This is a genomic window from Arthrobacter sp. MOO21, from assembly GCF_057369995.2.
The window spans coordinates 830050-856916 of record NZ_CM170671.2; the positions used below are offsets into that span (position 1 = coordinate 830050).

The 26867-nt window shown below is 67.1% G+C and carries 22 protein-coding genes, 1 tRNA gene and 2 riboswitches; of the genes, 5 read left to right on the forward strand and 18 right to left on the reverse strand.

Going from position 1 to position 26867, the window contains the following annotated elements:
• Window positions 1-116 precede the first annotated feature (116 nt).
• On the reverse strand, window positions 117-1250 hold the full coding sequence (locus AC2JAJ_RS03760) for a lipid II:glycine glycyltransferase FemX (protein WP_486414218.1): 1134 nt from the start codon (window positions 1248-1250) through the stop codon (window positions 117-119).
• 122 nt (window positions 1251-1372) lie between these two features.
• Here AC2JAJ_RS03760 and AC2JAJ_RS03765 point away from each other — a divergent pair, with 122 nt between their 5' ends.
• Window positions 1373-1915: a TspO/MBR family protein gene (locus AC2JAJ_RS03765; RefSeq protein WP_486414217.1), complete on the forward strand. Its 543-nt coding sequence runs from the start codon at window positions 1373-1375 to the stop codon at window positions 1913-1915.
• 43 nt (window positions 1916-1958) lie between these two features.
• On the opposite strand, the gene AC2JAJ_RS03770 is transcribed toward AC2JAJ_RS03765, so the two are convergent.
• The 4 genes from AC2JAJ_RS03770 to AC2JAJ_RS03785 all read right to left on the reverse strand — a co-directional run bounded on the left by AC2JAJ_RS03770 (window position 1959) and on the right by AC2JAJ_RS03785 (window position 8432).
• Window positions 1959-3410, reverse strand: coding sequence for an L-serine ammonia-lyase (locus AC2JAJ_RS03770; protein WP_486414216.1), 1452 nt, complete (start codon window positions 3408-3410; stop codon window positions 1959-1961).
• 93 nt (window positions 3411-3503) lie between these two features.
• On the reverse strand, window positions 3504-4652 hold the full coding sequence (gene gcvT, locus AC2JAJ_RS03775) for a glycine cleavage system aminomethyltransferase GcvT (protein WP_221387159.1): 1149 nt from the start codon (window positions 4650-4652) through the stop codon (window positions 3504-3506).
• An 11-nt stretch (window positions 4653-4663) separates the two neighbouring features.
• Complete coding sequence (gcvP, locus tag AC2JAJ_RS03780) at window positions 4664-7513, reverse strand: aminomethyl-transferring glycine dehydrogenase (protein WP_486414215.1); 2850 nt, start codon at window positions 7511-7513, stop codon at window positions 4664-4666.
• A 53-nt stretch (window positions 7514-7566) separates the two neighbouring features.
• Window positions 7567-7674, reverse strand: a riboswitch (glycine riboswitch).
• A 30-nt stretch (window positions 7675-7704) separates the two neighbouring features.
• A riboswitch (glycine riboswitch) is annotated at window positions 7705-7802 on the reverse strand.
• Between the two features lie 93 nt (window positions 7803-7895).
• Window positions 7896-8432, reverse strand: a complete 537-nt coding sequence (locus AC2JAJ_RS03785) for a TetR/AcrR family transcriptional regulator (RefSeq protein WP_221387161.1) — start codon at window positions 8430-8432, stop codon at window positions 7896-7898.
• Between the two features lie 76 nt (window positions 8433-8508).
• On the opposite strand from AC2JAJ_RS03785, the gene AC2JAJ_RS03790 reads away from it, so the two are divergent.
• Window positions 8509-10068, forward strand: coding sequence for an MFS transporter (locus AC2JAJ_RS03790; protein ID WP_486414214.1), 1560 nt, complete (start codon window positions 8509-8511; stop codon window positions 10066-10068).
• A gap of 70 nt (window positions 10069-10138) precedes the next feature.
• Here the strand turns inward: AC2JAJ_RS03790 and AC2JAJ_RS03795 are convergent, their stop codons facing one another.
• A complete protein-coding gene (locus AC2JAJ_RS03795; RefSeq protein ID WP_221387162.1) occupies window positions 10139-10618 on the reverse strand; it encodes a Dps family protein in 480 nt (159 codons plus the stop codon).
• Between the two features lie 209 nt (window positions 10619-10827).
• Between AC2JAJ_RS03795 and AC2JAJ_RS03800 the strand changes: the two genes are divergently transcribed.
• Entirely contained in the window at window positions 10828-12384 is a 1557-nt protein-coding gene (locus tag AC2JAJ_RS03800) for an APC family permease (RefSeq protein ID WP_221387163.1), read from the forward strand.
• Window positions 12385-12455: 71 nt separating this feature from the next.
• Here the strand turns inward: AC2JAJ_RS03800 and AC2JAJ_RS03805 are convergent, their stop codons facing one another.
• The 12 genes from AC2JAJ_RS03805 to AC2JAJ_RS03860 all read right to left on the reverse strand — a co-directional run bounded on the left by AC2JAJ_RS03805 (window position 12456) and on the right by AC2JAJ_RS03860 (window position 24228).
• Entirely contained in the window at window positions 12456-13004 is a 549-nt protein-coding gene (locus AC2JAJ_RS03805) for an AMIN-like domain-containing (lipo)protein (protein WP_486414213.1), read from the reverse strand.
• A 175-nt stretch (window positions 13005-13179) separates the two neighbouring features.
• Window positions 13180-13482, reverse strand: a complete 303-nt coding sequence (locus AC2JAJ_RS03810; RefSeq protein WP_221387165.1) for a DUF4193 domain-containing protein — start codon at window positions 13480-13482, stop codon at window positions 13180-13182.
• Between the two features lie 88 nt (window positions 13483-13570).
• A complete protein-coding gene (locus AC2JAJ_RS03815; protein ID WP_473693904.1) occupies window positions 13571-13774 on the reverse strand; it encodes a hypothetical protein in 204 nt (67 codons plus the stop codon).
• Between the two features lie 73 nt (window positions 13775-13847).
• A complete protein-coding gene (locus AC2JAJ_RS03820; RefSeq protein ID WP_473693906.1) occupies window positions 13848-14861 on the reverse strand; it encodes a LacI family DNA-binding transcriptional regulator in 1014 nt (337 codons plus the stop codon).
• 60 nt (window positions 14862-14921) lie between these two features.
• Window positions 14922-16442 (reverse strand): L-arabinose isomerase, encoded by a 1521-nt coding sequence (araA, locus tag AC2JAJ_RS03825; RefSeq protein ID WP_486414212.1) that lies wholly within the window; start codon window positions 16440-16442, stop codon window positions 14922-14924.
• A gap of 38 nt (window positions 16443-16480) precedes the next feature.
• Complete coding sequence (locus tag AC2JAJ_RS03830; RefSeq protein ID WP_486414211.1) at window positions 16481-17173, reverse strand: L-ribulose-5-phosphate 4-epimerase; 693 nt, start codon at window positions 17171-17173, stop codon at window positions 16481-16483.
• A complete protein-coding gene (gene araB / locus AC2JAJ_RS03835) occupies window positions 17170-18909 on the reverse strand; it encodes a ribulokinase (protein ID WP_486414210.1) in 1740 nt (579 codons plus the stop codon). Before araB ends, AC2JAJ_RS03830 begins: the two co-directional genes overlap by 4 nt.
• Before the next feature lie 161 nt (window positions 18910-19070).
• Window positions 19071-20324 carry an MFS transporter gene (locus AC2JAJ_RS03840; protein ID WP_486414209.1) on the reverse strand — a complete coding sequence of 418 codons (1254 nt, stop codon included), beginning with the start codon at window positions 20322-20324 and terminating at the stop codon, window positions 19071-19073.
• 40 nt (window positions 20325-20364) lie between these two features.
• On the reverse strand, window positions 20365-22536 hold the full coding sequence (locus AC2JAJ_RS03845) for an elongation factor G-like protein EF-G2 (RefSeq protein ID WP_486414208.1): 2172 nt from the start codon (window positions 22534-22536) through the stop codon (window positions 20365-20367).
• Window positions 22537-22620: 84 nt separating this feature from the next.
• Window positions 22621-23046 carry a ChaB family protein gene (locus AC2JAJ_RS03850; RefSeq protein ID WP_221387176.1) on the reverse strand — a complete coding sequence of 142 codons (426 nt, stop codon included), beginning with the start codon at window positions 23044-23046 and terminating at the stop codon, window positions 22621-22623.
• 68 nt (window positions 23047-23114) lie between these two features.
• Window positions 23115-23191, reverse strand: a tRNA-Thr gene (locus AC2JAJ_RS03855).
• 149 nt (window positions 23192-23340) lie between these two features.
• Window positions 23341-24228, reverse strand: coding sequence for a DsbA family protein (locus AC2JAJ_RS03860; RefSeq protein WP_486414207.1), 888 nt, complete (start codon window positions 24226-24228; stop codon window positions 23341-23343).
• 178 nt (window positions 24229-24406) lie between these two features.
• Here AC2JAJ_RS03860 and AC2JAJ_RS03865 point away from each other — a divergent pair, with 178 nt between their 5' ends.
• Together AC2JAJ_RS03865 and otsB are read left to right on the forward strand one after the other, a co-directional pair.
• Window positions 24407-25909, forward strand: coding sequence for a trehalose-6-phosphate synthase (locus tag AC2JAJ_RS03865; protein ID WP_501053366.1), 1503 nt, complete (start codon window positions 24407-24409; stop codon window positions 25907-25909).
• A complete protein-coding gene (otsB, locus tag AC2JAJ_RS03870) occupies window positions 25899-26738 on the forward strand; it encodes a trehalose-phosphatase (RefSeq protein ID WP_486414206.1) in 840 nt (279 codons plus the stop codon). Before AC2JAJ_RS03865 ends, otsB begins: the two co-directional genes overlap by 11 nt.
• The last annotated feature ends 129 nt before the right edge of the window (window positions 26739-26867 follow it).

Below are 26867 nucleotides of genomic sequence, written 5' to 3' on the forward strand. Positions count from 1 at the left end.
CTGAACTCTTCGCGGCCTGGCGGGGCACGCGCTGGGCGGGACGTTGTGCGGTGGCGGGAGCCGGGCTGGCGGCAGACGGCGGTGGCGCGGCAGCGCCGGACGCCGGGCCGGACCGGTCAGTAGAACTGCTGGCCCGTGCGGGCGGTTTCAATCCGGCGGAAGACCTTTTCTCCGCCGTTGACCCAGAGCCGGTGCTTGAGCGGGGCAAGGACGTAGTCGTAGCAGCCGACAAAGTCGGTCACAGTCTTGGTGAAACTGGTTTTGAACATGCCCATGCCGTACAGGTTGTGGCTCTTGTCCTTGATGCGGGAGGAGGGCGGGGTGCCGCAGAAGTCGTACTCGGTGCAGCCGAGCTCCTGCATCCGGCTGATGGCCGCCCACTGCACCAGGTGGGAATCGCCGTACTGCTTGCGGTTCTGGGTGGAGCCGCCGTCCTTGTAGGTTGCTTTCGCGCCGTAGTTGATCACGAAGGCTCCCACGCTGGGCTTACCGTCCTCGTAGGCGAAGAAGAAGTTTCCCTGGCCGCGGTTGCAGAATTCGTCCCAGAAGCGGGCGTAGTAGTCGTAGCTGCGCAGGGGCATGGAGCCTTTGGCCTTGACTGTGTCAGCCATGAGGTCGTACAGGGCGCGGTACGTTTCCGGTCCCTGTTCCTGCCGGACCACCTGGCAGCCCTCGCGCTCGGCGCGGCGGATGGCGTTGCGGGCCCGCGAGGAAATCGCTTTGAAGACTTCCTCCCCGCTGCCGGAGATGTCCAGCAGCGCGGTGGAATCGTTGGACTGGATGTTGGGGGCCTTCACCAGGTGGGCGGCCGCCAGCCGGGCCCGCGCGTCCTCGGAGTCCACGACGTCGGGCTCGATCTTGATGGTGAAGACGTTCAGCTTCTGGCTGCGGACGAAGGCCGCGCAGGCTTCAAGGGCGGGTTTCAGGTCCGCCGCGGACTGCAGGTCCGGGCCTTTAATGAGGTACCAAAGGCGGCCGAGGACCGGGAACTTCTTCTCCAGCACCAGGTTGTAGCTGGTGCTTCCCTCGCTCTCCAGCACCAGGAAGCGGACTTTCCAGCCGCTGCCGTTCTTGACCGATGCGTAGGCCGCGGACTGCAGCATGTTGCCGCCGTTCGGGTTGGCCGTGACGTGCTTGTCCCAGTTCTCAATTTCCTCGGCTGTGGCAAAACGTGCGGTGAATTCTCGCAAGGGGGCCGTGTCCAATCGGGTTTGTGCGCGGTTTCGGTGGTTCTGGATGCGTGCGGACATGCAGCCTCAAGTCTAAAGCCTCAGCCACTCCAGCCTTCTCCCCCGGGCGCCCTTGGCATGGCGCCGGCTGTCCGCGGAGCTGCACCTTGACGGGGCTGACGGGGTTCGGCAAGGGTTGGAGCATGAGGCCGGACGGGGAACAGAGCACTACTTCCGTGAAGAGCGGGCGGCCGTACAGTGCCGGGGCCCAGGCTGCCGCGCTTGCCGCGTTCCTGGTGGCGTCCCTGCTGGTGGCAGGGCTGGGCGGGCTGGCATCGGCCAGCAACGTCAATGGCTGGTACGCGACGGCGGACAAGGCGCCCTGGTCCCCGCCCAACACCGTGTTCGGTCCGGTCTGGACAATCCTCTATGCGGCAATGGCCGTTGCCGCGTGGCTCGTCTGGCGCAAGCGGTCGGAGAAGACCCGGCCGGCGCTGGCTGCTTACGGGATCCAGCTGGTCCTCAACCTCGCCTGGACCCCGGTGTTCTTCGCCCTCTACCCCGCGTTGGGAACCGCTGCACTGTGGCTGGGCCTTGCCATCATCATTGCCCTCATTGCAGCAGTCGCCGTGACTGTCCTTTACTTCGGCCCCATCAGCCGCACCGCCGGGCTGCTCCTCCTGCCGTATATCTCGTGGCTGGTGTTCGCCGCCTCCCTGAACTGGTGGGCAGCCGCCCACAACTAAGTGGCCTGCACCGGCCCCCGGGGACCGGCCCCGCCCAGGGCTTTCAGCATTCCACGACGTTGACGGCGAGGCCGCCCATCGCTGTTTCCTTGTATTTGTCGCTCATGTCTTTGCCGGTTTCGCGCATCGTGATGATGACCTCGTCCAGCGAGACGCGGTGCGTGCCGTCGCCCCAGAGCGCCATCTTGGCGGCGTTGATCGCCTTGGCCGCGGCGATCGCGTTCCGCTCGATGCACGGAACCTGGACCAACCCGCCGATCGGGTCGCAAGTCAGGCCCAGGTTGTGCTCCATCGCGATCTCCGCGGCGTTCTCCACCTGCGCCGGGGTCCCGCCCATCACCTCGGCCAGGCCCGCGGCGGCCATGGACGACGCGGACCCCACCTCGCCCTGGCAACCCACCTCGGCCCCGGAGATCGAGGCCTGCTCCTTGTAGAGCACCCCGACGGCGCCGGCGGCGAGCAGGAACTTCACCACCACACCGTCGCGGTCCTCCTGCGTGGCGGACTCCATCCCGGGCGCGAAATGCAGGGCGTAGAACAGCACGGCGGGGATGATCCCGGCGGCGCCGTTGGTCGGGGCGGTGACCACCCGGCCGCCGGAGGCGTTCTCCTCGTTCACCGCCAGGGCCACCAGGTTCACCCACTCCTGCCAGTACCGCAGATCATAGGAAGCGCGGCCCAGCTCCCTTCCCTGGTCCCCGTCCTGGTCCGGGTCCTCGCCGTTGGCGCTTTCCTTCTGGATCCGGTCGAACCAGTCGGGGGCGCGGCGGCGGACCTTCAACCCACCGGGCAGTACGCCCTCGCGCTGCAGGCTGGTCTGCACGCAGGCCTCCATGACGGACCAGATGTGCAGCAGGCCGGCGCGGATCTCCTCCTCATCCCGCGAGGACTTCTCGTTGAGGAGCATGATGTCGCTGATCCCCAGTCCGGTGTCCCGGCAGTGCTCCAGCAGTTCGGCGGCGGTCCGGAACGGCAGCGGCAGCTCCTTCTTCGACTCCTCCAGCTCCTGCAGGGCCGCGTCCTCTTCGCCTTCACGGACGATGAACCCGCCGCCCACGGAAAAGAACGTGGCGGTGTGCAGCACGTTCCCTTCGACGTCGGAAACCGTAAACGTCATGCCGTTCGTGTGCCGCGGCAGTACCGTCAGCGGCCGAAGCACCATGTCCTGCACGCCGTACGGCAGCGGCACCGCGCCCGCCAGGTTCAGGGTCCCGGTCTCCGCAATCGCGGCCAGCCGCTCCTCCACCTCCTCGGGCAGGATCAGCTCAGGATGGAACCCCTCCAACCCCAACAGGATTGCGGTCATCGTCCCATGCCCGTGACCAGTCGCAGCGAGGGACCCATAAAGATCCACCCGCAGCGACGCCACCTGCGCCAGCAACCCGGAAGCCTTCAGCTCCTCCGCGAACACGGCAGCAGCCCGCATCGGCCCCACAGTATGGGAAGACGACGGGCCAATCCCGATCGAAAACAGGTCGAAGACGCCAACGGCCATGACGGGGTTTCCTAACTACAGGTTCAGAGGGAGCGATCACCCAGGCGACGGGCGCACGAGGGGCCGGCGAAGCCAGCCACGGGGCACGAAGGACTACTTGAGGCGCTTGTAGAACGGGAGTTCGACGACTTCGAACGGTTCGGCCTTGCCGCGGAGGTCGATGTCCAGGGCGGTGCCCGGGGCTGCGTGTTCGACGTCGACGTAGGCCATGGCGATGGGATACCCGAGGGTGGGCGAGGGCTGGCCGGAGGTGACTTCACCGACCGTCACGCCGTCCTTGAGGACCGGGTAGTGGGCCCGGCCCGCGCGTCGGCCCTGGCCTTTGAGCCCTACGAGGCGGCGGCCGGACGTGCTTCCGGCGCCGGCTTCCTTTTTGGCGGCCAGCGCGGCCTTCCCCACGAAGTCGCCTTCCTTGGAAAGCGCGACGACGGGCCCCAGTCCGGCGGCGAACGGGTCGCCCTGCAGTGACAGTTCGTTGCCGTACAGCGGCATGCCGGCCTCAAGGCGCAGGGAGTCGCGCGCCGCCAGGCCTGCGGGGGTCAACTCCCCCTCGTCGGCGATTGCGATGAACGCCTGCCACAGCGCCGCGGCATCCTGGTTGGCTACGAAGATTTCGAACCCGTCCTCGCCCGTGTAGCCGGTGCGCGCCAGCAGGAGTTCGAGGCCGGCGCCGTTAACCAGGAAGGGAACCTCCACTGCGGCGTAGTACTTGAGGCCGGTGACGTCTGCGTGCCGGGCTGCAGGGACCAGCCGGAGCAGCAGTTCCTGGGCTTTGGGGCCTTGGACGGCGATCAGGGACGTGGCGGCGGAGGCATCGTCCACCGTGACATCGAACCCGGCGGCCCGTTCCTGCAGGGCAGCGGCGACGACGGCGGCGTTCCCGGCGTTGGGAACCACCAGGAACACGTCGGTACCGTCCTGCGCGGCCGGGCGGCGGTACGTGATCAGGTCATCGATGATGCCGCCGTCGGCGTTGCAGATCAGGGAGTACTTGGCCTTGCCCACGGCCATGGCGGACATCTTTCCCACCAGGGCGTAGTCGAGGAAGGCGGCAGCCTGGGGCCCGGTGACCCAGACCTCCCCCATGTGGGAGAGGTCGAACAGGCCGGCCGTCTTGCGGACGGCATGGTGTTCGGCCAGTTCGGAGCTGTATTTCAGGGGCATCTGCCAGCCACCGAAGTCGGTGAAGGAGGCGCCCAGCTTCTTGTGTTCGTCGTACAGCGCGGTGTACTTCTCGGTCATGGTGCCGGTCCTTAGTTTTCGAACTCTTCGAGGGGCGGGCAGGAGCAGATCAGGTTGCGGTCCCCTGCTGCACCGTCGATGCGTCCCACGGGCGGGAAGTACTTGTCCTGCTTGTGGTGGGCGGGGAACGCGGCCTGTTCACGCGGGTAGGCGCGGTCCCAGTCGGAGCTGACGACGGCGGCTGCCGTGTGGGGTGCGCGGCGCAGCGGCGAGTCCGCCACGGCAAAGTCACCGTTGGCCACCTGGTCGATTTCCTTGCGGATGGTGATCATGGCCTCGATGAAGCGGTCGATCTCGGCGAGGTCCTCGGATTCGGTGGGCTCCACCATCAGGGTTCCGGCGACGGGGAACGCGAGCGTGGGGGCGTGGAAGCCGAAGTCGATGAGGCGCTTGGCAACATCTTCGGCGGTGACCCCGGTCTTGGCGGTCAGGGCGCGCAGGTCCAGGATGCACTCGTGCGCCACCAGGCCGCCCTCTCCCGTGTAGAGGACGGGGAAGTACTCGTTGAGGCGCGAGGCGACATAGTTGGCGGCGAGCAGCGCGGATTTGGTGGCCTCGGTCAGGCCCTCACCACCCATGAGCTTCACGTAGGCCCAGGAGATGGGCAGCACGCCGGCGGACCCGAAGCGGGACGCGGAGATCGGCACGTCGGTGGCACCGGAACCGGCGTTCCAAGTATTCGCGTCGCCGGGCATGAACGGTGCCAGGTGCGCCTTGGCCGCGACCGGTCCGACGCCGGGTCCGCCGCCGCCGTGCGGGATGCAGAAGGTCTTGTGCAGGTTCAGGTGCGACACATCTCCGCCGAACTTGCCCGGCTGGGCCAGGCCCACCAGCGCGTTCAGGTTGGCACCGTCAACGTAGACCTGGCCGCCGGCGGCGTGGACAGCCTCGCAGATCTCAGTCACGTCCGCGTCATAGACGCCGTGGGTGGACGGGTAGGTGATCATGATGCAGGACAGCACGTCCCGGTTGGCCTCGATTTTGGCCTCGAGGTCGGCGTGGTCGATGGTGCCGTCCGCTGCGGTGGCGACGACGACGACCTTCATGCCCGCGAGCACCGCGGAGGCGGCGTTAGTGCCGTGGGCCGACGCGGGGATCAGGCAGACATTGCGCTGCGACTCACCGCGGGAGTGGTGGTAGCCGCGGATCGCGAGCAGGCCGGCCAGCTCTCCCTGGGAGCCGGCGTTGGGCTGGATCGAGACCTGGTCGTACCCGGTGATCGCGGTCAGGTCCGCCTCCAGGCCGGCGATGAGTTCGCGCCAGCCCTCGGTCTGGGAGTCCGGGGCGAAGGGGTGGATGGAGGCGAACTCCGGCCAGGAAATGGCTTCCATCTCGGCCGTGGCGTTCAGCTTCATGGTGCACGAACCCAGCGGAATCATGGTCCGGTCCAGCGCCAGGTCACGGTCGGACAGCTTCCGGATGTAGCGCAGCAGCTGCGTCTCGGACCGGTGCGTGTTGAAGACCGGGTGCTGCAGGTAGTCGGAGGAACGCTCGACGCCGGCTTCCAGTGCAAAGCCTTCGCTCCCGGCCACGGTGGCGCCAAAGACGTCCGCGACCTCGGCGACGATGGCCGCCGTCGTCGTTTCGTCCAGGGAGATGCCCACGGTGTCGGCGTCGACGCGGCGCAGGTTGATGCCGCGCGCCTCGGCATCGGCAACAACCGCAGCTGCACGGCCCGGGACCCGGACAGTCAGGGTATCGAAGAAGCTCCGGTGGGCCACGTCGATTCCGGCAGCTGCGAGGGAGGCCGCGAGGGCGCGCGCGTGGCTGTGGGCGGTCTCGGCGATCGCCTTCAGCCCGTCCGGGCCGTGGTAGACGGCGTACATGGAGGCAACGATGGCCAGGAGCGCCTGCGCGGTGCAGATGTTGGACGTGGCCTTCTCGCGGCGGATGTGCTGCTCACGGGTCTGCAGCGCCAGCCGGTAGGCCGGGACACCGGCGTCGTCCTTGGACACACCCACCAGGCGGCCGGGCAGCGAGCGTTCCAGGCCCTTGCGGACAGCCATGTAGGCAGCATGCGGGCCACCGAAGAACAGCGGGACGCCGAAGCGCTGGGCCGAGCCGACGGCGATGTCGGCCCCCTGCTCTCCGGGAGGGGTGATCAGGGTCAGGGCCAGCAAGTCCGCGGCCACCGTCACCAGCGCGCCCCGTTCCTTGGCGGCGGCGATCACGGCGGACTGGTCCCACACCCGGCCGGAGGCGCCCGGCTGCTGCAGCACGATGCCGTTGATGTCGCCGTCGGGCAGGCCCTGGGACAGGTCCGCGACCTCCACCTCAAAGCCGAGCGCCTCGGCCCGGCCCTTGACGATCGCAATGGTCTGCGGCAGCACGTCGATGTCCAGGACGGTCTTGCCGTCGGCGGCGGGCTTGGTCTTGTTGGACCGGCGCATCAGCAGCACGGCCTCTGCCACTGCCGTGGCTTCATCGAGCAGCGACGCGTTGGCGATGGGCAGGCCCACCAGGTCCTGCACCATGGTCTGGAAGTTCAGCAGCGCCTCGAGCCGGCCCTGGGAGATCTCCGGCTGGTAAGGCGTATAGGCGGTGTACCAGGCAGGGGACTCAAGGATGTTGCGGCGGATCACCGGCGGCGTCACGGTGTCGTAGTAACCCTGGCCGATCAACTGCACGGCGGTCTTGTTCTTCCCGGCGAGCTTCCGCAGTTCGGCCAGGACCTCAACCTCGCTGAGGGCGTCCTGGAGTCGGAGGGCGGTTTCCTGGCGAATGACCTTGGGAACGGCCGTGTCCACCAAGGAGTCGACGCTGTCATACCCGACGGCCTTGAGCATGGTCTCGACGTCGGCCTGGCGGCGCGCGCCGATATGGCGGTCTACGAAGGTGGTGGAGGCTGAATTAACCGACACGAAGGAACTCCATTTACTCAGGCGGCGCAGGGTACGCCACAGCGATTCGGGTTCCTCCCCGCTCTGTATTGGACCTGAGAGTTTCCGCGTTGCCTGCCTGGACAGGACCCGCTTGCACCGTCGGTGAGCACAGCAGCTTTGCACTCCCCACAGGGAGGCAGGGAACGCTGCCTGCTACTTTCCAGAGGTGCCTCGCCGCGGCGGTACATGGGCCTGCGAGATTCCTGGGGAGGATTTGCTCCTACGGCGCCTGCTTGTACTTCCGGCAGGACTCTCCCGCCGCAGATCAAAGGCTATTCATTTGGATTTGCCGGGGAGCAGCCCACGACGGCTCCCACAGCGCTTAATTCTCCTACGCCGGAGCCCGCGGGGCAAATGGTTCCTACCGCCGGAGCCGCTCCAGCGCGGCCAGCAACTCGTCCACGTCCGCCGCCGCTCCACCTTCGGGAACCGGGCCCACGGAGAGCATGGCGTTGAAGTACAGGCCGTCGCCCATGTACAGCACGGCCTTGGCCAGGGCGGGTCCCACATCCGCGGCGATCTCGTCGAGCCAGCGCCGCTGGATCGCGGCAAACCGCCGCCTCGTTTCTTCGTGCGCCACCTCGGCAAGCCGGGTGGCCGCGACGACGGCCCGGTCCAGGGGCGTGTCCGCCCAGACCGAGGACCGGATGAAGTAGGCCGCGGCTCCTTCCGGAGCTTCGGCCATGGCGTCGGCATCGGCGCCGGCCAGCACATCCAGCCGTTCCAGCAGCACCTCAATGAGCGCTTCCTTGTTGGGGAAGTGATAGAGCAGGCCGCCCTTGGACACGCCTGCCTTCCGGGCGACGGCGTCGAGGGTGGCCGCCCTCTCCCCCACCTCAATGAGGAGGGATTCAAAGGCGTCGAGGACGGCGTCGCGGGCTACAGGCTTCCGGGGCATGCCTCCCATCATGCCCCCGAGCATGGTGAAACCCGGAAATTCCGAAACTATACCGTCTGGACGGTATAGTTATTTCATGACCACCTCGACCAGCTCCTTTGCACCAGGCCAGACGGGAAGCCCCGGGACGCCTTCACCGGGGCGCGACTGGCTGGCCTTGGCGCTGCTGATGTTCCCGGTACTGCTCGTGGCCGTGGACAACACGGCCCTGACGTTCGCCCTCCCAGCCATAACGCATGCCCTCGAGCCTTCCGGCGTGCAGCTGCTGTGGATCGTGGACGCCTACCCCCTGGTGCTGGCCGGGCTGCTCGTATCGATGGGGAGCCTGGGCGACCGGATTGGGCGGCGGCGGCTGCTGACCATCGGCAGCACCGGATTCGCAGCGATCTCTGCCGCCACGGCCTTTGCCCCCAGCCCGGAATGGCTGATTGCCGGCCGGGGAGCCCTGGGATTTTTCGGCGCCATGCTGATGCCGTCCACCCTGTCGCTGATCCGCAACATCTTCCCCGAGCCCGGCCGCCGGCGGCTCGCCGTCGCCATCTGGGCAGCAGGCTTCTCCGGCGGCGCGGCCCTGGGGCCGATTTTCGGCGGCTGGCTGGTGGAGCAGTTCTGGTGGGGAGCGGTTTTCCTGGTCGCACTGCCCCTCATGCTTCCCCTGCTGGTGTTCGCGCCCGCGTTCATTCCGGAATCAAGGGATCCGGCACCCGGGGCGGTGGACATCCCCAGCGTCCTGCTCTCGATGCTTGCCATGGTTCCCGCGGTATACGGGATCAAGGAGGTTGCCACCCAGGCCTCCGGCCCGGCGGGTTTTGCCGGCATTGCCTTCGGCGTGGCGATGGGCGCGGTGTTCGTGCGCCGGCAGCACAGCCTCAAGCACCCGCTGCTGGATATGTCCCTGTTCCGGAACAGGGTCTTCAGCATGGCGATCGGCGCCAACATCCTGGCGCTGTTTTCCTTCAACGGATTCATCCTGTTCCTGGCCCAGCATCTCCAGCTGCTCGAAGGCATGACCCCGTCCGCCGCGGGCATCGCGATGATCCCGGCCCTGGCCGCCACCGTGGTGGCGGGACTGGTGGTGGTGCCGCTGGTCCGGAAGGTCCGGCCGGGCTTCGTGGTGGCTGCGGGGCTGGCCTTCAGCGCGGCCGGATACAGCCTGGTGGCATTCGGAAACCACGACGGCGGACCTTCCGTCCTGCTGGCGGCGCTGCTCATCCTGGCGCTCGGCGTGGGGACGGCGGAAACCATCTCGAACGACCTCATCCTGGGCTCCGCGCCGCAGGAAAAATCGGGGGCGGCGGCCGCCATTTCGGAAACAGGCTATGAGGTGGGCGCACTGTTGGGCACAGCGGTGCTGGGGTCGATCCTGACCGCCTCCTACCAGCAAAACCTGCGGCTGCCGGCAGGTGTGGAGGGCGCGCTGCCCGCGCACACCCTCCATAACGCGGGCGAAACGCTGGCGGGCGCCATCGACGCTGCAGCAGCCCTGCCCGCTCCCCTGGCAGCAGCACTGCGGGAGGCGTCAGCGGCCGCCTTTGACTCGGGTGTCCACATCACCGCGGCCATCGGGCTGGTACTGATGGCCACGGCGGCGGTCCTTGCCGCCGTCGTGCTTCGAAAGGTCCCGAAAGCCGGCTGACGGGACGTGCGGGCAGCAAAAAGGCGCCCGGCTACGGAGGATTGCCCCGGAGCCGGACGCCCCTGCCGGACTACTTGGAGTCGGCGGTGGTGACGCTCGCAGTGGGCTTGAGGTTTTCGGCCTGCACCATCCAGGCGAACTGCTCGAGCCGGGCGATGAACTCGTGCAGGAGATCGGCGGAGGTGGGGTCCTCCTCATCCACTTCGTCATGGACCTTCCGCATGGTCCCGACTGCGGCCTCAAGGGCGGCAACGATCCGCTCGATCGCGTCCTTGGTGCTGATCAGCCCTTCGGGGAACTGGGCCAGGCTGGTGGTATCGGCAACGGTGGAGCTGCGGCCGTCCGGAAGGGCGTGCAGGGCGCGCATGCGCTCGGCGGTGTCATCGGCGAACTGGCGGGCGGCATCAACGATCTCATCCAGCTGCAGGTGGAGGTCGCGGAAATTCGTGCCCACGATGTTCCAGTGCGCCTGCTTGCCCTGAACGTGGAGTTCGATCAGGTCCGCGAGCACGGCCTGCAGGTTGTTGGTCAGTGTCGGTGAAGCTTTCATGCATCCTCCTCGATTGGTCCAGTGCTGCCGAGGCTACCAGCCGGGCAGGGGCCGCGGGAGGCAGTTTCTCAGTGAGCTTACTAATGCGCGGCGGTCATAAAAGAATGTTGTTCATATTGCGTCTTGCATCACAGGGCCGGCGCCCCCATACTAAATGAACGCCATTCATATAGTGACTTCCGTCTCACAGCCTTCCAGAAAGTGGTGCCATGACAGAGACAATCCGCACCAGTACATCCAAATCAGGCCCCCATGCCCACGCGCCCTCCGCGGGCGGCGTCAGCGACAAGGGACTCAAGGGCGGGCAGCTCGGCCTCCTCGCCGTCGTCGTCCTGGGCATCTCCACCATTGCTCCCGCCTACACCCTCACCAGCGCACTTGGACCCACCGTCAACGAGGCCGGACTCCAGCTGCCGGTCATCTTCCTGATCGGGTTCATCCCCATGATCCTGGTCTCGCTTGCCTACCGGGAGCTCAACGCCGATTCCCCGGACAGCGGCACCACCTTCACCTGGGTCACCAAGGCCTTCGGCCCCTGGGTCGGCTGGATGGGCGGCTGGGGCCTGCTGGCCGCCAACATCATCGTGCTTTCCAACCTGGCCGGTGTCGCCGTCGACTTCTTCTACCTCTTCCTGTCCCAGCTCACCGGCTCCCCCGAACTGGCGGACCTGGCGGACAACAAGGCGCTGAACGTGCTCACGTGCTTTGTCTTCGTGGCGCTGGCCGTCTGGGTCAGCTACCGCGGCCTGCACACCACCAAGCTGGTGCAGTACAGCCTGGTGGGATTCCAGCTGCTGGTACTGGGCCTGTTCGTGGGCATGGCCTTCGCCAACTGGTCCACCTCTGAAACGGCCATCCCGTTCAGCTGGGACTGGTTCGATGTGACCAGGATCGAGACGTTCGGCCAGGTGGCCGCGGGCATCTCCCTGTCGATCTTCGTCTACTGGGGCTGGGACGTGTGCCTGACGGTGAATGAGGAAACCGCCAACGGCAAGAAGACCGCGGGGTTCGCAGGCACCCTGACCGCCGTCATCGTCCTGGCCATCTACCTCCTGGTCAGCATCGCCACCATGATGTTCGCCGGCGTGGGCGATACCGGCAACGGCCTGAACAACGCCGACAACCACGAGAACATCTTCACGGCCCTGGCCTCCCCCATCATGGGCCCGTTCGCCATCCTGATGTCCCTCGCCGTGCTCTCCAGCTCCGCCGCCTCCCTGCAGTCGACCTTCATGTCGCCGTCGCGCAGCCTGCTGGCCATGGCCCACTACGGCGCCCTGCCCGAACCGTTCAGCCGGATCAGCCGGAAGTTCGCGACACCGGGCTTCGCCACCATCGCCGCCGGCGTGCTGTCCGCAGGGTTCTACGCGATCATGCATGTGGTCAGCGAGAACGTCCTGAACGACACCATCCTGGCCCTGGGCCTGATGATCTGCTTCTACTACGGGCTGACCGCACTGGCGTGCACATGGTACTTCCGCCACAGCCTCTTCAACAGCGCACGCCACTTCCTGTTCCGGCTGGTCTGCCCGGTGGTGGGCGGCGTAGGCCTGTTCGTGGTGTTCGTCCAGACCGCCGTGGACAGCCTGGCACCGGAATTCGGCAGCGGTTCGGAGGTGTTCGGAGTGGGCCTGGTGTTCATCCTGGGCGTCGGCATCCTGGCACTGGGCGCCGTCGTCATGCTGGTCATGGCCCGGACCCATCCCGGCTTCTTCCGCGGCCAAACCCTCAAGCGGGACACCCCCGCACTGGTGGTTCCCGAATAGGCCCCACACTGAAAAGGTGCCGTGTCCCGTTTCCGGGGCACGGCACCTTTTGGTTGACGACGGCGGAGCGGTCACCAATAGTGGGCAACGTCGATCACCAGGCGGGAGCCGGAGTCCGGCCCGGCCAGGGTGAAGACGCGGAACGGCAGGCGGGCGCGCACTCCCAGGCCCAGGCTTGTATACCCCTCGAAGCTTCCGGCGTAGGCAACCTGTCGGAACGTCTGGTAACCGGCCACGTTGGAGAGCTCAGACTTGTCAGCCGGGCTGTAGGTAGGGTTGCCGCCGGCGTCGTAGGCAGGGGCGTTGACCGTGACCTGCAGGCGCGCTCCGCCCCGGAGCGGGACAGGAAGCCCGGACCCGTCCTGGACCACCTGGGGCACATACTTCACGGTGTATCCGGCGGCGGGCCCGTTGAGGTCCACCACCATACGGTCAAAGCAGTAGTGCTGCCCGGCCCGGACGCCGGTGACGGATGCCGAACTCATGCCCTCGCCGCTCTTGGCCAGCGATCCCCACGTGAGCCCGCAATACGATGTGCTTGCCGAGGCTGGCCCCGGCAGCAGCAGTCCCAGCCCCGCGGCCAACATGATGGCGGTAAGCCAGGTAAGGAATTTCTTCATGGTGGTGCCATCCAGGAATGAGGCAATCGGATGGATTAAGCGTAGGAGCCTGCACAGGCTGAAACGAGGCCTGTTTTGGTAACGGGCGGCCGGTGCCCGATAACGACGGCGGCGGGGAACCAAAAAGCGCCGCCCACCTCGGGGGTGGGCGGCGCCGGGCGAAGCGAAACCGTCTTTAGCCTTCGCACTCGCGGCAGTACTTCAAGCCGTCCTTTTCGCGGGCAACCTGGGAACGGTGGCGGACCAGGAAACACGACGAACAGGTGAACTCATCCGACTGTTCGGGGACCACGATGACCGTCAGTTCCTCGTTGGAAAGATCGGCGCCGGGCAGGTCAATACCTTCCGCGGTGTCGTTCTCGTCGAGGTCGATGACCGCGGTCTGTGCGTTACCGCTCCTGGACGCTTGGAGGGCTTCGAGGGAGTCCGCGGGAGACTCTTCTTCCTGCTTGCGTGGAGCATCGTAATCGGTAGCCATAGCCTGTTCACTTTCGTTGCCGCACAGCGCCATTTCAGGCGCTTCAGGAAGTCTAGGGCATCATCCCGGTACTAAGGCAATAGTGTGCTCAACCAGACAACCCGCTGCCGTCGGGAAGGGTTTCGGCGTACTTGGCGCGGGCCAGATCGGCCCCCACGGCGACGCCGCTCAGGGCCGGCAGCCAGCCCCAGCGTGCAGCGTCCGCCATGGGGTCGGCCGCCAGGGCCTCGGAATCGAAAGTGAAGGTCTGCATGAACCAGGCGCGGAGCCGCGCGCGAAGGGTTGCCGTCATGCCTGAAACCTACGCAGCTATTGTTGTGGCTTCGTTTCATGCCGGTCTCGCGGCCATTAACACTGTGGACCTGTCAGGCGGGTGCGGCGGTGCTGCTGCGCAGGACGAGCTCGGGCTCCACCACCAGCGTCCGCGGTCCTTCCGTGCCGTTGAGCGCCGTCAGCATGATGTCCATGCACCGCCGGCCGAGCTCTTCGAAGTCCTGCCGGACGGTGGTCAGCGGCGGGCTGAAATAGGCGGCCTCTGCCTGGTCGTCGAAGCCCACCACCGACACCTCCTGCGGCACCTTGATGCCCGCCTCGTTGAAGGCGCGCAGCACGCCCATGGCCATCTGGTCGTTGGCCACGAAGAGGGCCGTGGCGCGGTGGCCGGCCGCCAACTGCCGGCCGATCTCATAGCCGCTGCCGGCGCTCCAGTCCCCTTCGACCATGAGGTCGGAGTCGAGTCCTGCGGCGTCAAGCGTGGCCTTCCAGCCGTCGGCACGGGCCACGGCGTCGATCCAGTCCTGCGGCCCGGCAACATGACCGATCCTGCGGTGCCCCTGCTCGATCAGGTGCCGGACGGCCAGTTCGGCTCCGCGGCGCTGGTCCACGCGCACACCGCCCACGGCCTCGTTCCCGTCCGAGCCCACGGCCACCACCGGCACCCCGATGGGCAGCTCCGCCAGGGCGGCCAGCGTTCCCACATGCGGAACGATCACCACGATCCCGTCCACCGACTGGTCCAGGAAGTGCCGGACGGCGTCCAGGATGGCTTCCCGGCTGACCTCCCGCAGCGCGGCAATGCTCACGAAGTATCCGGCGTCGCGCGCCGCCTGTTCCACTCCCAGCAAGGTGTTGGCCGGGCCGTACTGGGAGAGCTCGTTACCCAGCACGCCGATGGTCTGCGAGCGCCGGGTCACCAGGCTCCGGGCTGCGGTGTTGCGGCGGTACCCGAGCTGGGCAATGGCCGCCTCCACCTTCTCGCGCGTCGCCTTGCTCACGTTGGGGTGGTTGTTGACCACCCGTGAGACGGTCTGGTGTGAGACTCCCGCCAGCTCCGCCACGTCCTCGAGCCGTGGCAGGCGGGGCAGCTTACTTTGTGTCATGAGGCTATTGTCCGTGAGAGCGGCCGCCGCAGGGGCAACGACGGCGGCCGGGCGGCGGATTCACAGTCCGCCGGCAAGCCGGTAGTACGCGGCGTTCCAGTTCAGGTCCTTCTTGAACTGGCGGATGGTGGTGCCCTCGTCGATGGTGAGCAGCTCGGTCTTGGCGATTTCCGCGAAGTCCTCGAAAACGTCCATGCCCACCTGGGTGGAGAGCACGGTGTGGTGTGCTGCGCCGGCGGTGAGCCAGGCGGCGGCGGACGTGGCGAAGTCCGGCTTGGGCTGCCAGAGCGCGCGTGCCACCGGCAGGTTGGGCAGCGGCTGGTCCAGCGGGACCACGTCGACGGCGTTGGCCACCAGGCGGAAACGGTCCCGCATGTCGGAGAGGGCGACGACGACCCCCGGGGAGGCATCGGCGTCGAACACCAGCCGGACGGGGTCTTCCTTGCCGCCGATGCCCAGCGGGTGGATCTCCAGCCGCGGCTTGCCCGCCGTCAGGGAGGGGCAGACCTCCAGCATGTGGGCACCCAGGATCTTTTCGGAGCCTGGTTCCAGGTGGTAGGTGTAGTCCTCCATCAGGGACGCGCCGCCGGGCAGGCCGGCGCCCATCACTTTCGCGGCGCGGACCAGGATGGCGGTCTTCCAGTCGCCCTCGGCGCCAAAGCCGTAGCCGGCGGCCATGAGCCGCTGCACGGCCAGGCCGGGCAGCTGGCGGAGCGCGCCCAGGTCCTCGAAGGAGGTGGTGAAGGCTGCGGAGCCGTTGCCTTCGAGGAAGCTGCGCAGCCCCAGTTCGATCCGGGCGCCGTACCGCAGCGATTCGTGCCGGGCCGCGCCTGCGCGGAGTTCCGGCACCACGTCGTACAGGTCCTCGTACTCGGCAACGAGAGCGTCGACGTCGGACTCCGCAGCGCCGTACACGGCGTCGGCGAGCTCGTTGACGGACCAGGTGTTCACGGCGACGCCGAAGCGCAGCTCCGCCTCGGTCTTGTCGCCTTCGGTGACAGCGACGTTGCGCATGTTGTCGCCGAAACGGGTCAGCTTCAGGGTGCGGACGGCGGCCCAGCCGGCGGCGGCGCGCTGCCAGGAACCCACCTGGCGCGCCACCTCGGGATTGGAGACGTGGCCGACGACGGTCTTGCGGGCAATCCCGAGGCGGGACTGGATGTACCCGAACTCGCGGTCGCCGTGCGCGGCCTGGTTCAGGTTCATGAAGTCGAAGTCGATGTCTGCCCAGGGCAGGTCGCGGTTGGCCTGCGTGTGCAGGTGCAGCAGCGGCTTGCGGAGCAGGTCCAGGCCGGAGATCCACATCTTGGCCGGGCTGAAGGTGTGCATCCAGGCCGTCACGCCGATGACGGAATCGTCCGCGTTGGCCTCCAGCGCGGTCCGGCGGATCGCATCGGAGTCGGTCAGGACGGGTTTCCAGACGATCCGGACCGGCACGGCCGAGGACGCGTTGAGCTGGTTGGCGATCTCCCGGGACTGGGCGGCCACCTGCTTGAGGACGTCTTCCCCGTAGAGGTGCTGGCTGCCGGTGAGGAACCAGACCTCGTAGCCGTCAAGGGAAGTGTTTGCTGCAGTGCTCATGGGGTTCTCCTGAGAAGTCGTAAGGTGACGGCGTTGAATTACTGGCCGTAGACGTTCTGGTAGCGGGCGTAAAGGGAATCGATATGGCCCTGGTCGATGGGCAGCGGGTCACCGAGCTGCCGGGCGATGTGGACGGTGCGGGCCACTTCCTCGCACATGACGGCGGCCTTCACGGCGGCCCGGGCATCCTTGCCGATAGTGAAAGGACCGTGGTTCTGCATCAGGACCGCCGGTGAGTTCGAGTTCTTCAGGGTCTCCACGATGCCGTGGCCGATCGAGTCGTCGCCGATCAGCGCGAACGGGCCCACCGGTATCTCCCCGCCGAATTCATCCCCCATCATGGTGAGCACGCACGGAATCGCCTCGCCGCGGGCCGCCCACGCGGTGGCATAGGTGGAGTGTGTATGCACCACCCCGCCGACCTCCGGCATGTGCCGGTAGACGTAGGCGTGGGCTGCGGTGTCCGAGGACGGCGACAGCGCAGGGTTGCCCCACTCGCCGTCGCCATTGCCCGGCACCGGAACGCCGTACAGATCGGTGACGATCATCTGCTCCGGCGTCAGGTCCCGGTAGGACACGCCGGAGGGCTTGATGACCATGAGGTCCGTGCCGGGAACCCGTGAGGAGACGTTGCCGGCTGTCCACACCACCAGTTCGTACCGCGTCAGTTCTGCGTGCAGCGCGCACACTTCCTCCCGGACACGGGCGATGGTTTCGAGGATTGCGCTCATGCGGACACCTCCACGGTTGTTCTGGCGGCGTTGCGCTGGATGGCCTTGAGCCGGTGCATCACGTCGTTGCCGCCCCGGCCGAAGTAGTCGTGCAGCACCGTGTACTCCTGGAACAACTCGTCGTATGCGGCCACGTTTTCCGGGATCGGTGTGTACACCTCGCCGGGTTCGGCGCCCATCGCGGCGGCGGCCTCGCGGATGTCAGCATATTCACCCGCAGCCACCGCGGCGTGGATGGCCGATCCCAGCGCCGGGCCCTGCTCTGAACCGATGGTGGACAACTGCAGGCCCGTGGCATCCGCATAAATCTGCATCAGCAGCCTGTTCTTCAGCAGGCCGCCGGCAACGATGAATTCCTTGACCGGCACCCCCGCGGCCCGGAAGGCCTCCACGATGGTGCGGGTCCCGAATGCGGTGGCTTCCAACAGCGCCCGGTACGTGTCCTCCGGCCGTGTGGCCAGGGTCTGGCCCACTACGATCCCGGACAGCTCGTGGTCCACCAGGACCGAACGGTTGCCCGAGTGCCAGTCCAGCGCGATCAGGCCGTGCTCTCCGATGGCCTGCCGCGACGCCAGATCGGTGAGGTGTTCGTGGATCCCCAGGCCCGCATCCTTGGCAGCCTGGTGGTACTCGGGCGGGACGCCGTGCTTGGTGAACCAGCCGAAAATGTCGCCCACTCCGGACTGCCCGGCCTCGTAGCCCCACAGCCCGGGCACGATCCCGCCATCCACCACCCCGCACATCCCCGGTACCTCACGCAGATCCGTGCCGTTCATCACGTGGCAGGTGGAGGTTCCCATGATCGCCACCAGCTGGCCGGGGTCCACAGCCTTGGCAGCCGGGGCCGTGACATGCGCGTCAACGTTTCCCACGGCCACGGCAATGCCCTCCGGCAGCCCCGTCCAGGCGGCAGCTTCCGCCGTCAGGGTGCCCGCGGCATCGCCGAGCCGCCCGATGGTGTGCTCCAGCTTGCTGCTGACAAAGTCCTTGAAATCCGGGTTCAGGGCGGCCAGGAAATCCTCCGACGGATACCGGCCGTCCTGGTAAATGCCTTTGTAGCCGGCAGTGCAGGCGTTGCGGACATACCGGCCGCACAGCTGCCAGACGATCCAGTCCGCCGCCTCCACCCAGTGGTCCATCTCGGCGTAGGCCTCCGGATCCTCTTCCAGCAGCTGCAGCCCTTTGGCGAATTCCCATTCCGAGGAGATCAGGCCCCCGTAGCGCGGAAGCCAGTCCTCGCCGCGCTCAGCGGCCAGCCGGTTAATCCGGTCGGCCTGCCCCTGCGCCGCGTGGTGCCGCCAGAGTTTCACATAGGCGTGTGGCCGGTTCCCGTAGCCGGGCAGTTCGTTCAGTGGCGTGCCATCGGCCTTGACCGGCACCATGGTGCAGGCGGTGAAGTCCGTGGCAATCCCGACGACGGCGGCCGGGTCGATCCCGGCGTCCGCCACCGCGGCAGGTACGGCATTGCGCAGCACTTCACGGTAGTCGTTGGGCACCTGAAGCGCCCACTCACCGGGAAGCCGCACGGCTTGTCCGTTGGATCCCGCGCCTGCAGTGTCCTCCGGAAGCCGGTCCGTGACCACGGCGTGCGGGTATTCGTGGACGGCGCTGCCGAGCTCCTGGCCGTCGCGCACCCGCACTACGACGGCGCGCCCCGAAAGGGTCCCGTAGTCCACTCCGATGACATAGGCGTCCTTTTGCGGGTCAAGGATTGTATCGAGGGGTGCAGCTGGCATGGGTTGCCTCCATCCGGGAGGCACAGGCCTCATTACCGGTTTTCGTAGGATCAGTTCTTCTCCGCACGCTGAGCAGGTGCTGCACTTATTGTGAACGCTAACAAAGCGGAATGTCAACAGCCCCCCGGGGATGAGGGCACCGCAGAAGGACTGAGCGCTTGTCAGGGCGCGGCAGCCACGCCGCTTGCGGCATCCGCCGGCGAACGCCGCCGCCGGCTGAGCAGGATGAAGGGGGCCGCCAGCAGTTGCACCACTCCGCTCATGGCCAGCGAGGCCGGGTACCCGTAAAGGTCCGCTGCGCGGCCAAGAAGGGGCTGGACCACCACTCCCCCGCTGGAGCCCATGAGCGAGGCAAAGCTGAGGACGGTTGCCCGTTGCTTGGACGCGATCATGTCGTTCAGGTAGGCCTGGCGCACGGGTGTCCCGGCGGAGGCCACCACTGCCCACACCACCAGCAGCACCAGTGCCAGCCAGAAGACATTGGTGACCAGCAGGCCCACCAGCACCAGTGAACTGATTACGTTGGAGGCGATCAGCACTGTGGTCCGCCGCCGGACCAGGTTCCGCACCACCGGCGCCAGCAGGCCGCCCAGGATGTCCGCACCCGCGACGATCGCAGCTGCCAGGCCTGCGATGGCGTAAGCCCTCGGATCGCCGAAAAGCTGCAGCAGGTAGGGCTGCAGGGCGTAAAAGACATAGAAACCCACGCCTTCGGTGAACGGGGCGGCCAGCATCATGAACCTCACCGGCGGGTTCTTCAGCCCGCCCTCCATCGACGCCCGCAGGACTTCCCGGGTGGCCTGCAGCGGGTGTGCCGACCGCTCAGGCGTGAAGCCGACGTCGTGCATGAGCAGGAAGGCGACGGCGAACATGGCCACCAGCACACCCACCCGCAGGAGGAACGGCACCCCCAGGTTGGTGGCCTGGGCAATCACCCCGCCCGCCACCGAGCCGGCCAGCATGGCGATGCCGGAGACCATCTGGCCGCGGCCCAGCACCGCCTCGAGCGCCCCCTCGTAACCGGAGAAGTGCAGGGCGTCCACGAGCCAGGCTTCCACCGCCCCCGAGAAGAACGTGAAGCCAAGGCCCAGCAATACTGACACAACGGCCCACCACCAGAACGGCGCGGACAACTGCCAGAGCAGGTAATAGAGGTACGTGGAAACGGCCAGTGTCACGGTTCCCAGCAGGAAGGAAACCCGGCGCCCCCATCCGTCCGCCACCACGCCGGTGGGCACCTCGAAAAGCACCATCCCGGCCGTGAAGAAGGCGTTGGCCGCGAAGGCTTCGAGGTTGCTGAGCCCGGCGTCCAGCAGGAAGAGCGTGTTGATGCCCCAAATGAAGGACGTTGCGAGGGTGTTTCCCAGCGTCAGCGTCAGGTAGATGTTCTGGATCTTGCGTGCTGCGGCGTTCATGGAAGCAGGCGTTCAGTTGTTCCCTTCCGGCACTGGCCGGTCAGGAGGGGCTGAAGTTCGGCGGAACCGGGTCGTGGCGCAGGTACCGCCGGCGGAACCTGCCCGTTCCGGCGGTGATCGCACGCAGCTCCACGGGGTACCGCAGGAGCTCCTGGTCCGGGACCTCCGCGCTGATCTCGGTGAGGCCTTCACCTGAGGACGTGGTGCCGGTGAGGCGGCCGCGGCGACCGGACAAGTCACTCATCACGGGTCCCACGTGCTCGTCGGCGACGGTGATGCTGACGGTGGATACCGGTTCCAGGAGCTGGATCCGGCCGGCGGCCGCCGCCTCGCGGAGGGCCAGCGCCCCGGCCGCCTGGAAGGCCGCGTCCGAGGAATCCACGCTGTGGGCCTTGCCGCCCACCACCGTCACCCGCAGGTCAACCACGGGGAAGCCCGCGGCGACCCCCTTTTCCATCTGCGCCCGGACGCCCTTCTCGATGGACGGGATGTAGGTACCGGGAATGACGCCGCCAACGGTCTTGTCCACGAACTCGAAGCCGCCTCCGCGTTCCAGCGGTTCCACTTCGATGTCGCACACGGCGTACTGACCGTGGCCACCGGACTGCTTGATGTGGCGGCCGTGGCCGGTGGCGGGGGCGGCGAAGGTTTCCCGCAGCGGCGTCACTACATCCACCGTGTGCAGTTTCACGCCCTGTTCGCGCAGCCGGTCCAGCACCACTTCCGCATGCGCTTCCCCCATGCACCACAGCACCAGCTGGTGCGTTTCGGCGTTCCGCTCCACGCGCAGGGTGGGGTCCCCGGCCGCGATCCTTCCCAGGCTGCGGGCCAGGGCGTCCTCGTCGGTGCGTGAGTCCGCCTCGACAGCAACCGGAAGCAGCGGCTCGGGCATCTCCCAGGTGGCCAGCAGCAGCGGCCGGTCCCGGTCCGAGATGGTGTCCCCAGTCTCGGCGCTGCCGAGCTTCGCGAGCGCGCACATGTCTCCCGCCACGCAGTAGGGCACCGGGCGCAGGTTGGCGCCCAGCGGGGAATAGATATGGGTCACCCGTTCGTCGGTGTCGTGGTCCTGGTGCCCGCGGTCGGCAAGTCCGTGGCCGCCTACATGGACCGGCGTATCCTCGCGGAGGGTTCCGGAGAAGACCCGCACCAAGCAAATGCGGCCCAGGAAGGGATCGTTGGAGGTTCGCACCACCTCGGCTGCGAGCGGGCCTGCCGGGTCTCCGGCCAGGGCTCCAGCGGGGGCACCGGAAAGGTCCGTGGTGTCGGGCAGGTTCCGTTCCCCGGGCGCCGGGAATGCCCGCACCAGCAGGTCCAGCAGTTCGGCCGTTCCCAGGCCGGTCACCGCAGAGGTCGGTAGCACGGGGAAGAAGGACCCGCGGGCGACGGCGGTCTCCAGGTCAGTGCCCAGGGCGCCGGTGTCGAGGTCCTCGCCTTCGAGATAGCGGTCCATCAGTGTTTCGTCTTCGCTTTCGGCGATGATCCCCTCGATGAGCGCGCCCCGGGAAGCCGCGGCGTCCGCCAGTTCGGCGGAACCGGCTGGGCGGACGCCGGGCGTCGCGTCCCCCTGGGCGTAGTCGGTCACTTCCCCGGACAGCAGGGCATGCAGGCCGGTGGCTTCCCCGCCTGTCCGCACCGGAACACACAGCGGCAGCACGCCGTCGCCGAACGCCCTCTGGCAGGCGGCAAGGGCGCCGTCGTAATCTGCCCGCGGGTGGTCCATCCGCGTGATCACGACGGCGCGCGGCAGCCTCATGTGCTCGCACTCGCCCCACAGCGCGGTGGTGGTGGCGTCGATTCCGTCGACGGCCGAGACAACGAAGAGGGCCGCGTCCGAGGCACGCAGCCCTGCGCGGAGCTCGCCGATGAAGTCGGGGTAGCCGGGTGTGTCCAGGAGGTTGACCTTGATGTCGTCCACGAGCAGCGGCACCAGGGACAAGGTGACGGAGCGCTGCTGGTGCACGGCCGCCGGATCGGAGTCACTGACCGTTGTCCCGTCGGCGATGGAGCCCTTGCGGGTGAGCACGCCGTTGGCCGCGAGCAGTGCTTCGATCAGCATCGTCTTCCCGGCGCCGGAGTGACCCACCAGTGCCACGTTCCGGATGCGGGCCGGGTCCTGCGCGGCAATGCCCGCGGACTGGTCGGCGCGGCGGGATTCCGGCCCGTTCCTGCCGCCTGCCGCCCGCGCTGACTCCTTGGCGCTTTTCACCGACATTGGAACCTCCTGGCATCGTTGCCGTACGGACCGAACGTGTCCTCTGATTCGACACCCTGGCGGTCAGGACGGCAAGAGCGGAGGCTATTTGCTGCGGGCTTTGCGGGTGGCCGCGTCGTTGGCCTTCTGCAGAGCCTTGACCAACTCGTCCTTGTCCATCTTCGAACGGCCCTTAACGTCCAGTTCGCGGGCCAGCTTGTAGAGGTGCGCCTTGGAGGCATTGGCGTCCACGCCGCCGGCGGTGGGGGCGGAGGACCGGATCCCCTGCTCTGCCCGCTTGTCGGAGGGACCGCGTTTTTCCTTCGCCTCCCAGTGGTCGCCCACCTTTTCGTAGCTGTGTTTCAGCGAGGCGTAGGCGGCCCGGGCGGCCCGCTGTTCGTCGTGGTCGTAGGACTCCAGGGCCGAGTCGTATGTCTTGGCGAACGTGTCCTGGGCCTTCTGGTCGGAGCGTTGCAGGGTCGAGGGCAGCTCTTCCTTGCGGGCGTGGTCGTTCTTGCCGGTCTTGGGCATGGCACCGAGCCTCCTTTAGTCAGCACGCTGATCATTCGGATGCAACCAGCATAGACCTGGAGGTTGTTTGGAGCCCCCTGTCGGATTCGAACCGACGACCCCCGCTTTACAAGAGCGGTGCTCTGGCCAACTGAGCTAAGGAGGCGTGCCCTCGCGGGCGGGCGCCGGGAAGGCGCTAGATAAGGTTAGCCCAACTCAGGTCATGGGTAAAAACGCCGCGGCCGGGCCGTAGAAGCGCAAAGGGCCCGCTCCGGGAGGTTCCGGAACGGGCCCTTTTGCCGGGGCAAACTGAGATCAGCCCTTTGCGGTGATTGCATTCTGCAGGAATTCGGGGAACGGCGTCTGTGCGCTGTCACCCTTGCCCCACTGCTTGCCGTCCACGAAGACGGTGGGCGTGCCGGTGACGCCGATCGCGGAAGCTTCCTTCGTCGTGAACTTCACGAAGGGGCGGTACGTCTTGTCGTCCACACAGGAGTCGATGTTGACGCCCATGTCCGAGGCCATCTTCTTCAGGTCGTTGTCGGAAAGGCCGGCGCCGCCCTCAGCGGGCTGCTTGGCGAACAGTTCGTCCACGAAAGCGGAGTACTTTTCCGGGGACTCGTTGACCACGCACGCGGCCGCGTTGGCTGCACGGGATGAGTAGTTGGTGGTGGACCGGCTGTCCAGGAAGCCCAGGGCGCGGTACTCCACCGTGATCTTGCCCTCATTGCGCAGCTTGGTGAGCTGTTCGTTGTACTGGGCTTCGAAGTTCTTGCAGACGGGGCAAATGAAGTCGATGTACAGCACCACCTTCACCGGCTTGCCGGCCTCCGCCTCGGCGCCCGGCGCCACCACCTCGGCCGGCGGGGTCTTCGGTGCCTCACCCAGGGAGGCGGCGTCCACCGTGGCCGGCTCCAACTTCGCCACATCCGTGTTGGCAAGCAGGGTCACGCCGCCGTGGACGTTGGCGTTGGCCGGCGTAGGGCCCTGGTCGGCGATGGGTGCGTTCTGCTTGAGGCTGCTGGTGACCACCAGCGCCACCACCACGAGGATGGCCACGACCGCCGCTACGATGCCCCACCCAATCAGCAGCTTGTTGCGCTTGTCCTTTTTGACCTGTTCTTCCCGGATCAGGCGCGCCTTTTCGCGCGCATCCGCGGTTCGCTCAGCCTTGGACTTACGTACTTCGTTTGCGGGGCTCATGAGTTCCTTGGGTCGGTCGACGTACGGGGACCACTTCGTGGCACTCCCACATTTTAGGGGAGAAAGCTGGGCGCTTGCGCTTTCAACCATTCCTACGGGTTGACCAACGGACGAATAGCCCCGATGATTCCGTCCGGCTAGGGTGGCTTAGAGGCACAAGCAACCCCAGGGGGCCGCAATGCAAACACCCGTCCACAAAAAACCCGCCGGCACGGAAACGGCCAGCGGAACCAGTTCCGGCCATGCCGGCCATACTAAATACGACTTCATGGTGGTCTCCAACAGGCTGCCCGTGGACCGTGTGGCACCGGGTGAGAACGGCGACGACGGGTCCGGCTGGCGCCGCTCCCCCGGCGGCCTGGTGACCGCACTGGCGCCGATGATGACCAAGACGGACGGTGCCTGGGTTGGCTGGCACGGGGCACCCGATGAAACCGTGAAGCCCTTCAGCCACGGCGGCATGGACCTGGTTCCGGTCCACCTCAGCACCGATGACGTGGAGCTGTATTACGAGGGCTTTTCCAACGCAACCCTTTGGCCGCTGTACCACGACGTCATTGCGCCGCCGGAATTCCACCGGACCTGGTGGGACGCCTACCGCAGGGTCAACCGCAGGTTCGCCGACGCCGTCATCCGCCACGCGGACCAGGGCGCCACCGTCTGGGTCCAGGACTACCAGCTGCAGCTGGTGCCGCGGATGCTGCGCGAGGCACGTCCCGACCTCCGGATCGGGTTCTTCAACCACATCCCGTTCCCGCCGCCGGAAATCTTCGCCCAGCTCCCCTGGCGCCATGCCATCATCGACGGCCTCCTCGGCGCCGACCTGGTGGGCTTCCAGCGGGTCAGCGACGCAGGAAACTTCATGCGGTCCGCGCGCCGGTTCCTGGGCGCCAGCGTTAAACAGCAGCAGGTGCACGTCAAAGGCCACGACGGCGAAATCACGCACATCGCCCGAGCCCAGGCCTTCCCCATCTCCATCGACGTCAAGCAGATCACCGAACTGGCCGCGAAACCGGAAATCATCGAACGTGCCCGCCAGATCCGGCAGGACCTGGGCAACCCCAACACCATCCTGCTGGGGGTCGACCGGCTGGATTACACCAAGGGCATCCGCCACCGCCTGAAGGCCTACGAAGAGCTTCTCGCGGACGGCCGGCTGACGGTCGGTGACGCGACGCTGATCCAGGTAGCCTCCCCCAGCCGGGAGCGGGTGGAACAGTACCGGCTCCTGCGCGAGGAGGTGGAGGGCACCGTGGGCCACATCAACGGCACCTACGACACGCTCGAGAACACCGCCGTCCGCTACCTGCACCACAGCTACCCGGTGGAGGAGATGGTGGCGCTGTACCTGGCTGCCGACGTCATGCTGGTCACCGCACTGCGGGACGGGATGAACCTGGTGGCCAAGGAGTACGTGACTGCCCGCAACAACAATGACGGCGCCCTGGTCCTCAGCGAATTCGCCGGCGCCGCGGACCAGCTCAAGCAGGCCCTGCTGGTCAACCCGCACGACATCGCAGGACTCAAGAACACCATCATGAACGCCGTCGAGCTGACGCCCCGGGAGGCGTCGCGCCGCATGAGGGCAATGCGCAAACAGATCCTTGACCACGACGTGGACCATTGGTCCGCAGACTTCCTGCGGGCGCTGAACGAAAAGGTGGTCCGCGATGACTCCTGAGGGCCGCCACGCCAAAACGCCGCTCGCGCTGTCCCCCGAGCTCCGGGAAGCCGTGCGCCGGATCGCCGGGACCGGGCACCTGCTGGTGGCCATGGACTTCGACGGAACCATGGCTCCCATCGTGGGCCGCGCCGAGGACGCGCGGCCGCTGCCCAGGTCGGCTTCGGCATTTGCCGGGCTTGCTGCGCTTCCACGCACGACGACGGCACTCATCTCGGGCCGCGCCCTCGCCAGCCTGCGGGCGGTGGCTTCGCCGCCGGTGGACACCCTGCTGATCGGCAGCCACGGGGCAGAAGCGTGGCTGGGTCCGGGATCCACGGAGCTGGCCCTCGAGGAGGACCAGAAGCTGCTCCTCGCTGAGGTGCGGGCCGTGCTGGCGGACATAGTGGCGGAGGCACCCGGAACCACGCTTGAAGACAAACCCGCGGGGGTTGTCCTGCACACCCGGCTGGCCGACGACGACGTTGCGGAAGATGCCGTCGCGGCCGCCCGCGCGGTCCTCCAGGACCGGAAGGGCGTTTACCTCAAGGACGGCAAGCGTGTCCTTGAGACGTCCGTGGTCCACGCCTCCAAGGGGGAAGGGGTCACCTTCCTCCGCCAGATCAGTGGTGCCACTGCCGTCCTGTTCGCCGGCGACGACACCACTGACGAAGACGCCTTCGCCCGGTTGGAACCCGGAGACGTCGGCGTCAAGGTGGGGCTGGACTTCACCCAGGCGCAGTACCGGGTGGAAGCTCCCGTTCACGTAGCGGAACTACTCGAGGCCCTGCTGCAGGAGCGGAGCATCGCCGTCGCCGAAGAGGACTCCCAGGCCGCCTCCGGCCAGTAAGCCCCCAATCCCGTGTGACGTTCGTAACATTTGCGCCGGAAAGACTTTTGTCTGACATACTCTGTTGTGTGATGTGGCGCACAAACAAGCGTGCGGCGTCACTCGGTGCCCCGCGGCCAGGCCGCGGAG

Bases quoted from the DNA above. Each gene is read 5' to 3' on its own strand.
- AC2JAJ_RS03810 (WP_221387165.1), bottom strand. From the start codon at position 13,482: ATGGCTACCGATTACGATGCTCCACGCAAGCAGGAAGAAGAGTCTCCC.
- AC2JAJ_RS03795 (WP_221387162.1), bottom strand. From the start codon at position 10,618: ATGAAAGCTTCACCGACACTGACCAACAACCTGCAGGCCGTGCTCGCG.
- AC2JAJ_RS03800 (WP_221387163.1), top strand. From the start codon at position 10,828: ATGACAGAGACAATCCGCACCAGTACATCCAAATCAGGCCCCCATGCC.
- AC2JAJ_RS03840 (WP_486414209.1), bottom strand. From the start codon at position 20,324: ATGAACGCCGCAGCACGCAAGATCCAGAACATCTACCTGACGCTGACG.
- AC2JAJ_RS03805 (WP_486414213.1), bottom strand. From the start codon at position 13,004: ATGAAGAAATTCCTTACCTGGCTTACCGCCATCATGTTGGCCGCGGGG.
- AC2JAJ_RS03785 (WP_221387161.1), bottom strand. From the start codon at position 8,432: ATGCCCCGGAAGCCTGTAGCCCGCGACGCCGTCCTCGACGCCTTTGAA.
- AC2JAJ_RS03860 (WP_486414207.1), bottom strand. From the start codon at position 24,228: ATGAGCCCCGCAAACGAAGTACGTAAGTCCAAGGCTGAGCGAACCGCG.
- AC2JAJ_RS03850 (WP_221387176.1), bottom strand. From the start codon at position 23,046: ATGCCCAAGACCGGCAAGAACGACCACGCCCGCAAGGAAGAGCTGCCC.
- gcvT (WP_221387159.1), bottom strand. From the start codon at position 4,652: ATGACCGAGAAGTACACCGCGCTGTACGACGAACACAAGAAGCTGGGC.
- AC2JAJ_RS03760 (WP_486414218.1), bottom strand. From the start codon at position 1,250: ATGTCCGCACGCATCCAGAACCACCGAAACCGCGCACAAACCCGATTG.
- AC2JAJ_RS03830 (WP_486414211.1), bottom strand. From the start codon at position 17,173: ATGAGCGCAATCCTCGAAACCATCGCCCGTGTCCGGGAGGAAGTGTGC.
- AC2JAJ_RS03845 (WP_486414208.1), bottom strand. From the start codon at position 22,536: ATGTCGGTGAAAAGCGCCAAGGAGTCAGCGCGGGCGGCAGGCGGCAGG.
- otsB (WP_486414206.1), top strand. From the start codon at position 25,899: ATGACTCCTGAGGGCCGCCACGCCAAAACGCCGCTCGCGCTGTCCCCC.
- AC2JAJ_RS03820 (WP_473693906.1), bottom strand. From the start codon at position 14,861: ATGACACAAAGTAAGCTGCCCCGCCTGCCACGGCTCGAGGACGTGGCG.
- AC2JAJ_RS03865 (WP_501053366.1), top strand. From the start codon at position 24,407: ATGCAAACACCCGTCCACAAAAAACCCGCCGGCACGGAAACGGCCAGC.
- AC2JAJ_RS03765 (WP_486414217.1), top strand. From the start codon at position 1,373: ATGAGGCCGGACGGGGAACAGAGCACTACTTCCGTGAAGAGCGGGCGG.
- AC2JAJ_RS03770 (WP_486414216.1), bottom strand. From the start codon at position 3,410: ATGGCCGTTGGCGTCTTCGACCTGTTTTCGATCGGGATTGGCCCGTCG.
- AC2JAJ_RS03790 (WP_486414214.1), top strand. From the start codon at position 8,509: ATGACCACCTCGACCAGCTCCTTTGCACCAGGCCAGACGGGAAGCCCC.
- araA (WP_486414212.1), bottom strand. From the start codon at position 16,442: ATGAGCACTGCAGCAAACACTTCCCTTGACGGCTACGAGGTCTGGTTC.
- araB (WP_486414210.1), bottom strand. From the start codon at position 18,909: ATGCCAGCTGCACCCCTCGATACAATCCTTGACCCGCAAAAGGACGCC.
- AC2JAJ_RS03815 (WP_473693904.1), bottom strand. From the start codon at position 13,774: ATGACGGCAACCCTTCGCGCGCGGCTCCGCGCCTGGTTCATGCAGACC.